This is a genomic window from Amycolatopsis sp. NPDC006131 (assembly GCF_040614175.1).
Lineage (GTDB): Bacteria > Actinomycetota > Actinomycetes > Mycobacteriales > Pseudonocardiaceae > Amycolatopsis_E > Amycolatopsis_E tucumanensis.
Genome location: NZ_JBEXTX010000164.1, coordinates 1 through 12355, shown reverse-complemented (window position 1 = coordinate 12355; position 12355 = coordinate 1). Strand labels below are relative to the sequence as shown.

The window sequence follows — 12355 nt, the reverse complement described above, 5'->3', positions numbered from 1 at the left end:
CGCCTTCCGGTTTGTGCATATCACCTTGAGCCAGGGCCGCAAGGTTGGCATGTCATCTCACGCGAGCGCGGAGGTTGCGGCCCTGGCTCAAGGTGATCGTCCAGTGTCAGGCGACGGGATGACCACCCAGCTACCTTGGGTTAGGGCACGGCGTTTCGCGCCGCTCTACCTGGGGCAATCTGGGCCGTGAGCATCGAGCTGCCTGAACCGCGTTCCCTGTGGGTGGACACCGCGCCGGCGCCGGACCGGGCCGGGCGGGATCTGCCCGCCGAGGCGGACGTCGTCGTCATCGGGGCCGGTATCGCGGGTCTCACCACCGCCTACGGGCTCGCTCGTGCCGGCAAGTCGGTGGTCGTCCTGGAGGCGGCCCAGGTCGCGTCGGGCGTGTCCGGTCACACCACCGCGAAGCTGTCCGCCCAGCACGCCCTCAAGTACGCCACCCTCACCTCCCGCAAGGGCAAGCCCGCCGCCACGAGGTACGGGCGTGCCCAGCTGGAGGCGATCGAGTGGGTGGCCCGCACGTCCTCCGAACTGGGCATCGACTGCGGCTTCCGCCGGCGGGACAGCTTCGTCTACTCCACCGACAGCTCCCAGCTCGGCAAGCTCCAGCAGGAGGCCGACGCCGCCGCCGAGGCCGGGCTCCCCGCCGACTTCGTCGAGCACGTCGACCTGCCGATCACCACCGTCGGCGCCGTCCGGTTCGTCGATCAGGCCCAGTTCCACCCGCGCCACTGGCTGCTCGGCCTCGCCGACCACATCGAGCGGCTCGGCGGGCGCATCGTCGAGCGGGTCCGGGCCCGCAAGCTCGACGAGCGGCCCTCGCCGACCGTGCACACCGACCGCGGCGGGGTAAAGGCCCGCGACGTCGTCGTGGCCACCCACTACCCGATCTTCGACCGCGGCCTGTACTGGGCGCGCCTCGACATCACCCGTGACCTGGTCGTCGCCGGCGAAGGGGAGGCGCCGCCCGGCATGTACCTGGACGCGGTGACCCACCGGTCCATCCGCGGCCACACCGAGGGCGACCGCCACTACGTCATCGTCGGCGGCGAGCACTACCGCACGGGCGAGCCGGTCGACGTCGAGGCCCGCTACCGGCGTCTCGCCGAGGCCGCCACCACCTTCGGCGTCACCAAGGCCACCCACCGCTGGTCCGCGCACGACATGACCACCCTCGACAACGTGCCCTACATCGGCCGCTACCACCCGGCCACCCACCACGTGTGGGTGGCGACCGGCTTCGGCCAGTGGGGCATGACCGGCGGCACCTCCGCCGGCCTCGTCCTGACCGAGCTGATCACGGGCGGCGACCACCCCGCCGCGAACCTCTACGACCCGAACCGCTTCGACCTGAAGTCCTCGGTCACCCTCGCCGAGGACGGGGCCAAGGTCGGCAAGCAGTACGTGACCGGGTACACCCGCGCCCTCACCTCCACCGCAGGCGACCTCGCCCCGGGGACCGCCAAGGTGTCGCGCCGCGGCGCGGACGTCGTCGCCTCTTACCGCGGCGAGGACGGGCAGCTGCGGGAGGTCAGCGCCCGCTGCACCCACCTCGGCTGCGTCGTCGCGTTCAACAACGCCGAGAAGACCTGGGACTGCGCATGCCACGGATCGCGATTCGCCACGGACGGCTCGGTGATCCAGGGCCCGGCGACCCGCCCGCTGCCGCCGGCCTGACCGTCGGCGTCGAGGAGGAGTTCCTGCTCCTCGACCCCGCCACCGGCGCGACCCTGCCGCGGGCGGCCGCGATCCTGGCCGCGGACCCGCCGCTGCCGCCCGGCGCCAAACTGCACCGCGAGCTGCGCGCCACCCAGGTCGAGACCGCGACCGGCGTGTGCACCGGCGCGCGGGAGCTGCGCGAACAGCTCGTCCGGAGCCGCAAGGCCCTCACCGACGCGGCCCGCGTGCACGGAGCGGTCGTCGCCTCCTGCGGCACCCCTGTCCTGTCCGGTCCGTCCACATCGGACAACCAGGACGGCCGGTTCGGTGACATCGACCGGATCTACCGCGGCATGGTCGCCGACTACGAGGCGTGCGGCTGCCACGTCCACGTCGGCGTGCCGGACCCGGAGACCGCGGTCGCGGTGATGAACCACCTGCGCCCGTGGCTGCCGACGCTGCTGGCGCTGTCGGTGAACTCGCCGTTCGACCACGGCCGCGACACCGGCTACGGCAGCTGGCGCATGGTGCAGCAGTCCCGCTTCCCCGGCGCCGGGATCCCGCCGCACTTCCCCGACCACGCGGCCTACCGCGCCGAGGTGCGGCGGCTGGTGGACTGCGGCGCGCTCGTCGACGAGTCCATGTCGTTCTGGCTCGTCCGGCCGTCCACGGCGTTCCCGACGCTGGAGTTCCGGGTCGCCGACGCGGCGTCCACTGTGGACGAGGCGGTGCTACAGGCCGTGCTGTCCCGCGCCCTGGTGCGGCGCGCGCTCGCCACGGACACCGCGCCGCCGGAGATGTCCGAGCAGGTCGGCGCGGCCGCGTTGTGGGCGGCTGCCCGGGACGGCATCGACGGCGAGGGGGTGCACCCGTTGCGTGCCTGCCGGGTGCCGGCCTGGGAACTGGTCGAGGAGCTCGTCGAGTTCGTCACGCCCGCCCTGGACGAGACCGGGGACCGGGATCTGGTGGCGATCGTCCTGGAACGCCTGCGCCGCGAGGGCAGCGGCGCCCGTCGCCAGCGCAAGGCCGTCGCGGCGGGCCTGCCCGCCCTGCTCGCCACCCTCACCCGCCAGGGTTGATAGCCGGCCGCCAGGGGTAACCGTGCGTCGTGACGACTGCCATGACGCTTTCGGCTGCCCTCCCGGCGGCCAGAGGACCGCTGTCGGAGGCCGTGATCGACGCACTCGGCCGCGACGAGCGCGGGGACTTCCCGGAGCTGCCGGAGACCGCCGATGCCGACCCGTTCGGCGAGGACCTGCAGCTCGCCCTGCACGTCTGCTACGAACTGCACTACCAGGGGTTCACCGGGGTCGACCCGGACTGGGAGTGGGACCCCGACCTGCTGCGCCTGCGTGCCGCCATGGAGCGGGTGTTCCTGGCCGCGCTGCGCGCGCACACGCCCGGCGGCGACGACGTCGAAGAGGCGCTCGCGCCGCTGCTCGTCGAGCCGGTCAACGGCGCCGGCCTGTCGCACTTCCTCGCCGCCGACGGCACCTGGGACCAGGTCCGCGAGTACTTCGTGCTGCGCTCGATCTACCACCACAAGGAGGCCGATCCGCACGCGTGGGTGATCCCGCGGCTGCGTGGCAAGCCGAAGGCGGCGCTGGTGGCCGTGGAGTTCGACGAGTACGGCGGCGGCCGCGCCGACCAGGTGCACGCCCAGCTCTACGCGGACCTGCTCGACGGCGCCGGGCTGAACTCGCAGTACCTGCACTACCTGGAGCACGCCCCGGCGTGCATGCTCGCGGTGGTCAACATGATGTCGTTGTTCGGCTTGCACCGGCGGTTCCGCGCCGCGCTGGCCGGGCACTTCGCCGCCGCCGAGATCACCACCGCGCCGAGCGCCCAGCGCATGGAGAAGGCGTTGCGGCGCCTGGACGCCGACGAGCGCTGCCGGTACTTCTACACCGAGCACATCGAGGCCGACGCGGTGCACGAGCAGGTCATGCGCCGGGACGTCCTCGGCGGACTGCTGGCGACCGAACCGGAACTGGCCGGCGACATCGTGTTCGGCATCCAGGCCACGGACCTGGTGGAGCAGCGCTTCGCCGACCACGTGCTGGGCGCGTGGCAACAGGGCCGCAGCGCGCTCCGCAAGCCCTTGTAGACAGCGGAGGAGCGGCAGACCTGTGGCCCGCCGCTCCTCGTCAGTTCCGGACGCGCTTGCGGTGGCTCGTGTCGCAGAAGGGGTACCGCTTGCTGCGGCGGCACGCGCACAACGCCACCATGAACCGGTCGGAGCGGGCGACCGTGCCGTCGGGCATCTCCAGCTCGACGGGCCCCTCCACGAGCACCGGCCCGCCGTCGACGAGCGTCACCTTGCGGGGTTCAGCGTTCCGTCCGGTCGGCACGGATCACCACCAGTTCCTCGTGTCGCTGGCCGGGCGCGATGAGCCCGGCGCGTTCCAGGAAGTCGGCGCGGCCGCGCAGCACCGGGCCGAACGGCTCGATCGCCCGCGCCACCACCGAGGTCTTCAAGCCGTTGTCCCGCAGCATTTCCACCGTTTGGCGGATTCCGCAGAGCGACGAATGGACCACCAGCATCGTCCCGCCGGGGGTGAGCAGGTCGTGGGCCCGGTCGCACAGGCAGTTCAGGTGCTTGCGCCCGTCCGCGCCCGCGTCCCAGGCCAGCGCGGCGCCGTCCGGGTCCTCGTCTGACTCGCACGGCACGTAGGGCGGGTTGGCCAGCACCACGTCGAACGGCGCGCCCTCGATGGTCTGCGAGAGGTCGCCGTGCCGGACCTCCACGGGCAGGCGGCGCACCCGCGTGTTGAACTGCGCGCTCAGCACGGCGGGCAGGTACCGGTCCACGGCGGTCACGCTCGCCGCTCCATTGCGGATCGCGGCGATCGCCAGCGCGCCGGTGCCGGTGCACACCTCGAGAACCCGTGCGCCGGCCGGCAGGCGCGCTTCCCGCATCGCGCGCATCAGCAGCCAGGTGTCCGCCTGCGGCCGGTACACCCCGGGAAGTCTCAGCAGTTTCACCTGTTGCAGGTACCACCGGCGGGAGAAGTCAAACTCCGCCCAGCAGACGGATGACGGCCCGCTCCAGCACCTCGCGGTCCTCGTCGCCGCGGACCCCGCCGATCCGGCGCACGGCGGAGGCGATGGTCTTGCCGTTCGCGTGCGCCTCCACGATGCGTGGATCTACATAGGACTTGCGGCAGACCGCCGGTGTGTTGCCCAGTTCCTCGGAAACCTGGCGCATCACCGCGGCCTGCGTGCGTTTCAGCCCGCGCTGGGACTTCACCTCGTCGGCGACGGCGAACGCGGTGGCGGCGAGGACGGTCGCGTTCCACGTCCGCAGGTCCTTGACGGTGGACTCGTCACCGACCATCTCCTTGAAGTGCTCGTTGATCTCGTCGGCGTGGACCTCGTGCCACCCGTTGGGCGTGCGGTAGACGAACAAGCGGTCGCTGCCGGTGCGCGACCTGCGCAACGCCTTGACCACGGCGGCCAGGTCGGGGTCGGTCAGCGTGATGTCGCGTTCGATCCCGCCCTTGGCCGGGTAGCAGAAGTTCAGTTCGTCCCGCTTCACGGTGACGTGCTCTCGCAGCAGCGTCGCGGCCCCGTAGGTGCCGTTGTTCTCGGCGTACTCCTCGCTGCCGACCCGGAACACGCCGCGGTCGATCATCCGCAGCGCGGCGGCCAGCACGCGCTCGCAACCCAGGCCCGGCCTGGCCAGGTCCTCGGCGATCCGCAGCCGCCACTTCGGCAGCCGTTTCGCCAGTTCGACGACGCGTTCGTGCTTCTCCTCGTCCCGCGCCTGGCGCCAGCGGTCGTGGTAGCGGTACTGGCGGCGGCCGGCGTCGTCGGTGCCGACCGCCTGGATGTGGCCGTTCGGGTGGGGGCAGATCCACACGTCGCGCCACGCGGGCGGCACGGCGAGGCTCTTGATCCGCTGCAGGGTTTCCTCGTCGCGGAGCGGCTCCCCCTCGGGGGTGAAATACCGGAAGCCGCGGCCGCTGCGCTGCCGCCGGATCCCGGGTTCGGAGAGCTTGCTCTTGCGCAGGCGCATCGGCGTCAGGTGATCCGGGTGCAGGCGCTGGTGACGGCGTCGAGGTCCGGGTAGGTGGAGTCCGGGATCGCGCCCAGGTGCCCGAGTGTGCTGTCGTCCGCGCCGTGCGCGGTCGCCTGCCGGATCAGCTCGGCCCGGTCGCACGGGAAGTCCACTTCGGACAGAAGGGTGCGGAGGCGGTCGGGGTCGGGCGTGGTCATGGTCGCCGGATACCCCCGGTCCACCCCGGCAAACGGCCGATCAGACCGGTCTGTCCGACGGTACCGAACACGGTTCTGCCGGGTTATCATCGGCGCGCCATGACCACCACCCTGCCAGCCGGTGCCCGTGAGCGGATCCTGGAGACCGCTTACCAGCTCTTCTCGCGCCGCGGTATCCGCGCGGTGGGGGTGGACGAGGTGATCGCACGGTCGCAGGTCGCCAAGGCGACGCTGTACCGGCACTTCCCGTCCAAGGACGACCTCGTGCTGGCCTTCCTCGACCGGCGTGAGCAGCGGTGGACCGTGGGGCTCATCGAACGGCAGGCCCGCGCCCGCGGCGAGACGCCGGAGGACCGGCTGCTGGCGATCTTCGACGTGCTCGACGACTGGTTCCGCTCGCCAGCCGACTTCGACGCCTGCGCGTTCGTCAACGTCCTGCTCGAGATGGGCGCCGACCACCCGCTCGGCCAGGCCTGCATCCGGCACCTGGACACCATCCGCGGCATCGTGGCCGGCCTGGCCAGGGAGGCCGGCCTGGCCGAGCCGGAGGACCTCGCCCGCTCCTGGCACCTGCTCATGAAGGGCGCGATCGTCTCCGCCGCCGAAGGGGACGCCGACGCCGCCGTGCGGGCCCGGGAAATGGCGCGTGACCTGCTGGCCCGGCACCGGAAATAAGCCCGCGCCCGTCGTGGTTGCGACCGGTATGACAACCGATGGTCGTGGCCGGGTCCGGACCGAGCCGGGCACCAAGCGGGTACGGGCGGTCTTCGGCGGCCAGGTCGTCGCCGACACGCTGCGCCCGCTCATGGTGTGGGAAGTCCCGTACTACCCGGTCTACTACGTCCCGCGTGAGGACGTGCGCACCGAGTACCTGGTCGCCACGGGGGAGACGGCGCACTCGCCGAGCCGCGGCGACGCCGACGTGTTCACCGTCCGGGTGGGCGACCGCGAGGCGGCCGGCGCGGCGCTGGAGTACCAGGACTCGCCGCTGGACGCGCTCAAGGGGCACGTGCGGCTCGACTTCGCCGCGATGGACGCGTGGTTCGAGGAGGACGAGGAGATCTTCGTGCACCCCCGCGACCCGCGGACGCGCGTCGACATCCTCGCCAGCTCGCGGCACGTCCGCATCGAAATCGACGGCGTGACCGTGGCCGAGTCCCGCAGCCCGCGGCTGTTGTTCGAGACCGGCCTGCCGACGCGGTACTACCTGCCCAAGACCGACGTCCGGCTCGACCTGCTGGAACCCAGCGACACGATCACCCGGTGCCCGTACAAGGGCGAGGCCTCGTACTACTCCGTCCGCGTCGGCGACCGGCTGCACGAGGACGTGGTCTGGTACTACCGGTCGCCGCTGCCGGAGAGCCAGAAGGTGCAGGGGCTGGTCGCCTTCTACGACGAGAAGGTCGACGTGTACCTGGACGGGGTGAAGCAGGAGCGGCCGAAGACGAAGTTCTAGTCTTCGGGGCATGTCCGACCGCTTGTACTTCCGCCAGCTGCTGTCCGGCCGCGACTTCGCGGTGGGCGACCCGGTGGCCACCCAGATGGTCAACTTCGCCTACCTGATCGGCGACCGGGAGACCAGGGAGGCGGTGGTCGTCGACCCGGCGTACGCGGTGGGGGACCTGCTCGACGTGCTGGCCGCCGACGACATGCGGCTGACCGGGGTGCTGGCCACGCACCACCACCCCGACCACGTCGGCGGCAGCATGATGGGCTTCACGCTGGCCGGGCTGCCCGAGCTGCTGGCCCGGGAGAGCGTGCCGGTGCACGTCAACCGCAACGAGACGGAGTGGGTCCAGCGGGTCACCGGCGTGTCGGCGACGGACCTGACGGGACACGACCACGACGACGTCGTGGAGGTCGGCGCGATGTCGATCAGGCTGCTGCACACGCCCGGCCACACGCCGGGCAGCCAGTGCTTCCTGGTCGACGGCCGTCTCGTCGCCGGGGACACCCTGTTCCTGGAGGGCTGCGGCCGGACGGACTTCCCCGGCGGCGACGCCGAGGCGATGTACCACAGCCTCCGGTGGCTCGCGGACCTGCCGGGCGACCCGGTCGTCTACCCCGGGCACCAGTACTCGGCCGCGCCGTCGGCTTCGCTGTCGTCGGTGAAGGAGAACAACTTCGTCTACCGCCCCCGCAACCTCGACGAGTGGCGCACCATGTTCGGCGGCTAGGAGAGCCGGGGCGGCCTGCTCGGCGATGTGTTCGAGGAGGCGAGGGGCTTGGTCCGGGTCCGGGCCGTGGTCGGTGCCTGGCAACGCAGGCCCGCGGCTGGCCGGCCTCACCGATGCCTGGCGGCTAGAGGTACTCCCGCGCCACGCGCTCGGCGAGCCGCTCCAGCAGGGGCGCCGGTTCGGCAAGGCAGCGCTGCACGTCCGGCTCGATGTCCGTCAGCCCGTACGCCGCGGTGAAGCCCGCCGACCGGAGGGCCTCCGGCGACAGCGTGTTCCGCCCGGCCAGCGCCACCACCGGGATCCCACGCTCGGCGGCCGCCGCGGCGATGCCAGCCGGGCCCTTGCCCCGCAGGGTCTGCTCGTCCAGGGAGCCCTCGCCGGTGATCAGCAGGTCCGCGCCCGGCAGCTTCTCGGTCAGCCCGGTCAGCTCCAGCACCACGTCGATGCCCGGCCGGAACGACGCCCCGAGCATCGCCAGCGCGTAACCCGTCCCACCGGCCGCGCCCGCGCCCGGCACGTTCGCCACGTCGACCCCGGACCCCCGCACGACCTCCTCCAGCCGCCGCAACGCTGACTCCAGCAGCTCGACGTCCTCGGGCGAAGCACCCTTCTGCGGCCCGTACACCGCCGCCGCGCCGTGCGGGCCCAGCAGCGGGTTGTCGACGTCGCTCGCCACCAGCAGCTCGACCTCGCGCAGCCGCGGGTCCAGTCCGTCCAGGTCCACCCGCGCCAGGCGCTGCAACGCGGCCCCGCCGGGCGGCAGCTCCGCACCGTCGGCGTCCAGCAGCCGCGCGCCGAGCGCCCGCAGCAGCCCGGTCCCGCCGTCGGTGCTCGAACTTCCGCCGAGGCCCAGCACGAGCCGGGACGCACCGGCGTCCAACGCGGCGCGCATCAGCTCGCCGACCCCGAGCGTCGTCGCGGTCAGCGGCGCCAGCTCGTCCAGCAACGCCAGCCCGGACACCGCCGCCAGCTCGATCACCGCCGTGCCGTCCCGGCGCGCGTAGCCCGTGTCGACCGGCTCGCCGACCGGTCCGCCCGCCCGCGCCGGCACGAACTCGAAGCCCGCGGCCACCGCGGCGGCCACCGTGCCGTCGCCGCCGTCGGCGATCGGGCACTCCAGCACCTCGACCTCGGCCCGCCCGCGCCGCAGCCCGGCTGCGATCGCGGCGGCCACCGCGTCGGCGGGCAGCGTGCCCTTGAACTTGTCCGGCGCGACGACGACCCGCGTCACACCTGCGCCCCGTCGCCGTCCGGCGGGCCCTGCTTGACGCGCAGCAGCAGCAACGCGATCGCGGTGGCCAGCGCCAGGATCCCGAGCGGGGTCGCGACGGTGGTGCTCACGCCGATCACGCCGGGCACGATCAGCAACAGCAGCCCGACGACGAAGAACAGCAGCACGACGAACGCGCCCTTGCCCGGCCGCGGCAGTGGCGGCGGCTCCGGCGGCACGTAGTGCTCGTCGTCCCCGGAACCGGCCGGGTCGTCGCCCAGCACGGTGTCCTCCCACGGGGTGCCGCCACCGCGCCAGCTCGCCTCGGCGGCCGGTTTCTCCGGTTCGGCAGGCTTCTCCGGCTCGGCCGGTTCGGGCCGCGCGGGCGCCCGTTCGGCCTCGACGTCGTCGTCGATCAGGCCGACCCCCTCGGCCCGCAGGTCCGCGACGATCGCCGCGAAGGTGGCGTCGACGTCCTCGGGGTCGGGTACGCGTGAGTTCATCGGGCCCCCACCTGCCCCGGGTCACGGACCGCTTCCACGAACTCGACACTACGCCGGAAGATGAGCGGTGCGTCGTGGTCCAAGGTCGCGACGTGGAAACTCTTCTCCAGCACCACTTCCGTCACGTCGCGGCTGAGCACGTTGTCCAGCACGATGCGCGCGTTCTCGGGTTCCACCACGTGGTCAACGAGCGAGTGCAGCAGGAGCAGCGGTTGGGTCACCAGCGGCAGGTCGGCCCGCACGAGCTTCCACAGCCGCGCCAGGCTCGCCGCCGCCCGCACCGGCACCCGGTCGTAGGCCAGCTCGGTGACGCCCGGCTTCGCGATGTCGTTCGCGACGCCCCGTGACCACGGCACCACCCGGGACAGCACGGGCAGCAGCTTGGTGTCCCAGCTCAGCCGCGTGACGGAGGGGTTGACCAGCACCAGCCCGGCGACCGCGCCCCCGTGCCGCTGCGCCAGCCGCAGCGCGAGCGTGCCGCCCATCGACTGGCCGAACACGAACACCGACTGGCAGCGTTCCCGCAGGTCCAGGAACTCGCGCTCGACCGTGCCGTACCACTCGGGCCAGCCGGTCTTGTTCATCTCCTGCCACGTCGTGCCGTGTCCCGGCAGGCGGGGCAGCCGCACGGTGAAGTCCCGCGCGGCGAGGTGCTCGGCCCAGCCCCGCAGGCTCTGCGGGGTGCCGGTGAAACCGTGGCACAGCAGCACCCCGACCTCGGCCGAACCGGTGTGCGCGAACGGTTCCGCACCGGCGAGCACAGGCATGGCATCCGCCCTTCTCCTCCAACGCGGCCCCATCGTCGCATGCCCCGGGCCGCTCCGGGAGCGCCCGTCGGACGACGTCCCCCGGCTGTGACCTCCCGCCCACTGCGGGTGCGGCCGTTGTGCGGTTGGACGGCGTTTCCTACTCTGGTTCCGGCAGGCTGTTCGGGCAGGTTGGAGGGCGTCCCGGTGCTTTACCGGTTGCTGAAGTACGTGCTGCTCGGGCCGTTGCTCCGGCTCCTGTGGCCCACGAAGGTGACCGGGGTGGAGAACGTCCCGGAGACCGGTGGCGCCATCCTCGCGAGCAACCACCTCGCGGTCGCCGACTCGTTCTTCATGCCGCTGCGCGTCAAGCGCCGCGTCACCTTCCCGGCGAAGCAGGAGTACTTCACCGAGAAGGGCGTCAAGGGCACCCTCAAGAAGTGGTTCTTCACCGGCGCGGGCCAGATCCCGATCGACCGCTCCGGCGGTTCGGCCGCGCAGGCCGCGCTGGACACCGCGATCCGGCTGCTGCGCGAGGGCAACCTGCTCGGCATCTACCCGGAGGGCACCCGCTCCCCGGACGGCCGCCTGTACAAGGGCAAGACGGGTGTCGCCCGTGTCGCGCTGGAGGCCGGTGTCCCGGTCGTCCCGGTCGCCATGATCGGCACCGACAAGGTCAACCCGATCGGCTCGAAGATGTGGATCCCGCGGCGGCTGGAGATCCGGTTCGGCAAGCCGCTGGACTTCTCGCGGTACGCGGGCCTGTCCGGCGACCGGTTCGTCGAGCGGTCCATCACCGACGAGATCATGTACGCGCTGATGGAGCTCTCCGGCCAGGAGTACGTGGACATCTACGCGGCGAAGGCCAAGGAGCTGATGGCCGCGGAGGCCGCCGGGGTGCGCGCGGTGGTGCCTGCGCAGAGTGGCCTGCCCGACGCCGACCGGGTACCGGAGACCAAGGCCGGTTGATCCCTGACTAAGGTGCCACGGTGCGTTTCTTCTACGACACCGAATTCATCGAGGACGGCGTGACGATCGACCTGGTGTCGATCGGTGTCGTGGATGAACGGGGACGCGAGTTCTACGCGGTCTCCACCGACTTCGACCCCGCCAAGGCCGGCCCGTGGGTGCGCGAGAACGTCCTGCCGAAGCTGCCCTCGCCTGCCGACAAGGCGTGGCGGAGCCGGGCCCAGATCCGGGCCGACCTGCTGGAGTTCTTCGGCCGCCCGCCGGGTGGGATCGAGCTGTGGGCCTGGTACGCGGCCTACGATCATGTCGCGCTGGCCCAGCTGTGGGGCACGATGCCCGAGTTGCCGCGCCAGCTGCCCCGGTTCACGCGCGACCTGCGGCAGCGGTGGGAGGACGTGGGCAAGCCCAAGCTGCCCCTGCCGCCGCAAAACGCGCACGACGCCCTCGCCGACGCACGCTTCAACCTGGAGCGGTGGCGCATCATCGACGAAGTGCGGCGACGCAAGGGCTACCCCGCCTGACGGCCGCGCCGCAGCCGCACCCGGCAACGCAGGCCGCTCCCCGGAGCCACGCCGCAGCCGCGCCGGGCGACGCGGGCCGGCCACCCTCGGAGCCAGGCCGCAGCCGCGCCCGGCGACGCAGGCCGCTCGCCGGAGTCACGCCGTAGCCGCGCTCGGCGACGCGGGCCGCTCCTCCCGGAGCCACCCCGCAGCCGCACTCGGCAACGCAGGCCGCCCCCGGAGCCACGCCACAAAAACCGCACCCGGCAACCCAGGCCACCCACCCACCCCCCGAACCACCCCTCTCCCGCAACCCGATCCCCAGCCAAATCGGTTGCCGAGCCACCGGGTCAAGGCACGCTTTCCCGCCTTG

General features: G+C 72.4%; 15 protein-coding genes. 8 read left to right on the top strand and 7 right to left on the bottom strand.

Features of this window, described 5'->3' with window-relative positions; genetic code table 11:
- Positions 1-186 precede the first annotated feature (186 nt).
- From ABZ215_RS41055 to ABZ215_RS41045, 3 genes are read left to right on the top strand one after another with little or no spacing between them, the layout of a single operon-like run.
- Positions 187-1677, top strand: coding sequence for an FAD-dependent oxidoreductase (locus tag ABZ215_RS41055; protein WP_354956165.1), 1491 nt, complete (start codon positions 187-189; stop codon positions 1675-1677).
- A complete protein-coding gene (locus ABZ215_RS41050) occupies positions 1602-2738 on the top strand; it encodes a glutamate--cysteine ligase (RefSeq protein WP_354956163.1) in 1137 nt (378 codons plus the stop codon). Before ABZ215_RS41055 ends, ABZ215_RS41050 begins: the two co-directional genes overlap by 76 nt.
- Positions 2739-2779: 41 nt before the next feature.
- Positions 2780-3766 (top strand): iron-containing redox enzyme family protein, encoded by a 987-nt coding sequence (locus tag ABZ215_RS41045; protein WP_051123615.1) that lies wholly within the window; start codon positions 2780-2782, stop codon positions 3764-3766.
- Between the two features lie 40 nt (positions 3767-3806).
- Here ABZ215_RS41045 and ABZ215_RS41040 read toward each other — a convergent pair whose 3' ends face one another.
- From ABZ215_RS41040 to ABZ215_RS41025, 4 genes are read right to left on the bottom strand one after another with little or no spacing between them, the layout of a single operon-like run.
- Complete coding sequence (locus tag ABZ215_RS41040; protein WP_020421012.1) at positions 3807-4010, bottom strand: CDGSH iron-sulfur domain-containing protein; 204 nt, start codon at positions 4008-4010, stop codon at positions 3807-3809.
- On the bottom strand, positions 3988-4644 hold the full coding sequence (locus ABZ215_RS41035; protein WP_354956161.1) for a HemK2/MTQ2 family protein methyltransferase: 657 nt from the start codon (positions 4642-4644) through the stop codon (positions 3988-3990). The genes ABZ215_RS41040 and ABZ215_RS41035 overlap by 23 nt, the downstream gene beginning before the upstream one ends.
- 28 nt (positions 4645-4672) lie before the next feature.
- Entirely contained in the window at positions 4673-5677 is a 1005-nt protein-coding gene (locus ABZ215_RS41030; protein WP_354956159.1) for a DNA topoisomerase IB, read from the bottom strand.
- Between the two features lie 5 nt (positions 5678-5682).
- Complete coding sequence (locus ABZ215_RS41025) at positions 5683-5877, bottom strand: DUF2795 domain-containing protein (protein WP_027936295.1); 195 nt, start codon at positions 5875-5877, stop codon at positions 5683-5685.
- 99 nt (positions 5878-5976) lie between these two features.
- Here ABZ215_RS41025 and ABZ215_RS41020 point away from each other — a divergent pair, with 99 nt between their 5' ends.
- From ABZ215_RS41020 to ABZ215_RS41010, 3 genes are read left to right on the top strand one after another with little or no spacing between them, the layout of a single operon-like run.
- The gene (locus ABZ215_RS41020; RefSeq protein WP_020421008.1) at positions 5977-6552 is read left to right on the top strand and encodes a TetR/AcrR family transcriptional regulator; all 576 of its coding nucleotides are present in this window, start codon (positions 5977-5979) and stop codon (positions 6550-6552) included.
- 28 nt (positions 6553-6580) lie between these two features.
- Complete coding sequence (locus ABZ215_RS41015; protein ID WP_354956157.1) at positions 6581-7333, top strand: DUF427 domain-containing protein; 753 nt, start codon at positions 6581-6583, stop codon at positions 7331-7333.
- Between the two features lie 10 nt (positions 7334-7343).
- Positions 7344-8054, top strand: coding sequence for an MBL fold metallo-hydrolase (locus ABZ215_RS41010; protein WP_354956156.1), 711 nt, complete (start codon positions 7344-7346; stop codon positions 8052-8054).
- A gap of 124 nt (positions 8055-8178) precedes the next feature.
- On the opposite strand, the gene ABZ215_RS41005 is transcribed toward ABZ215_RS41010, so the two are convergent.
- Genes ABZ215_RS41005 through ABZ215_RS40995 form a run of 3 tightly spaced genes read right to left on the bottom strand, consistent with a single transcriptional unit; the run spans position 8179 to position 10534 of the window.
- Positions 8179-9285, bottom strand: a complete 1107-nt coding sequence (locus tag ABZ215_RS41005; protein WP_354956154.1) for a glycerate kinase — start codon at positions 9283-9285, stop codon at positions 8179-8181.
- Complete coding sequence (locus tag ABZ215_RS41000) at positions 9282-9767, bottom strand: hypothetical protein (protein ID WP_237340183.1); 486 nt, start codon at positions 9765-9767, stop codon at positions 9282-9284. Before ABZ215_RS41000 ends, ABZ215_RS41005 begins: the two co-directional genes overlap by 4 nt.
- On the bottom strand, positions 9764-10534 hold the full coding sequence (locus ABZ215_RS40995; RefSeq protein ID WP_354956153.1) for an alpha/beta fold hydrolase: 771 nt from the start codon (positions 10532-10534) through the stop codon (positions 9764-9766). Before ABZ215_RS40995 ends, ABZ215_RS41000 begins: the two co-directional genes overlap by 4 nt.
- 186 nt (positions 10535-10720) lie before the next feature.
- Between ABZ215_RS40995 and ABZ215_RS40990 the strand changes: the two genes are divergently transcribed.
- Both ABZ215_RS40990 and ABZ215_RS40985 read left to right on the top strand, forming a co-directional pair.
- On the top strand, positions 10721-11482 hold the full coding sequence (locus ABZ215_RS40990; RefSeq protein ID WP_020421003.1) for a lysophospholipid acyltransferase family protein: 762 nt from the start codon (positions 10721-10723) through the stop codon (positions 11480-11482).
- A gap of 20 nt (positions 11483-11502) precedes the next feature.
- Positions 11503-12003 carry a polyadenylate-specific 3'-exoribonuclease AS gene (locus tag ABZ215_RS40985; protein WP_020421002.1) on the top strand — a complete coding sequence of 167 codons (501 nt, stop codon included), beginning with the start codon at positions 11503-11505 and terminating at the stop codon, positions 12001-12003.
- Positions 12004-12355: the final 352 nt, after the last annotated feature.

What these genes read in the sequence shown, in the direction of transcription:
- ABZ215_RS40995 (WP_354956153.1), bottom strand. Translation starts at nt 10,534, where the DNA reads ATGCCTGTGCTCGCCGGTGCGGAACCGTTCGCGCACACCGGTTCGGCC.
- ABZ215_RS41025 (WP_027936295.1), bottom strand. Translation starts at nt 5,877, where the DNA reads ATGACCACGCCCGACCCCGACCGCCTCCGCACCCTTCTGTCCGAAGTG.
- ABZ215_RS41045 (WP_051123615.1), top strand. Translation starts at nt 2,780, where the DNA reads ATGACGCTTTCGGCTGCCCTCCCGGCGGCCAGAGGACCGCTGTCGGAG.
- ABZ215_RS41050 (WP_354956163.1), top strand. Translation starts at nt 1,602, where the DNA reads ATGCCACGGATCGCGATTCGCCACGGACGGCTCGGTGATCCAGGGCCC.
- ABZ215_RS41000 (WP_237340183.1), bottom strand. Translation starts at nt 9,767, where the DNA reads ATGAACTCACGCGTACCCGACCCCGAGGACGTCGACGCCACCTTCGCG.
- ABZ215_RS41015 (WP_354956157.1), top strand. Translation starts at nt 6,581, where the DNA reads ATGACAACCGATGGTCGTGGCCGGGTCCGGACCGAGCCGGGCACCAAG.
- ABZ215_RS41010 (WP_354956156.1), top strand. Translation starts at nt 7,344, where the DNA reads ATGTCCGACCGCTTGTACTTCCGCCAGCTGCTGTCCGGCCGCGACTTC.
- ABZ215_RS41020 (WP_020421008.1), top strand. Translation starts at nt 5,977, where the DNA reads ATGACCACCACCCTGCCAGCCGGTGCCCGTGAGCGGATCCTGGAGACC.
- ABZ215_RS41030 (WP_354956159.1), bottom strand. Translation starts at nt 5,677, where the DNA reads ATGCGCCTGCGCAAGAGCAAGCTCTCCGAACCCGGGATCCGGCGGCAG.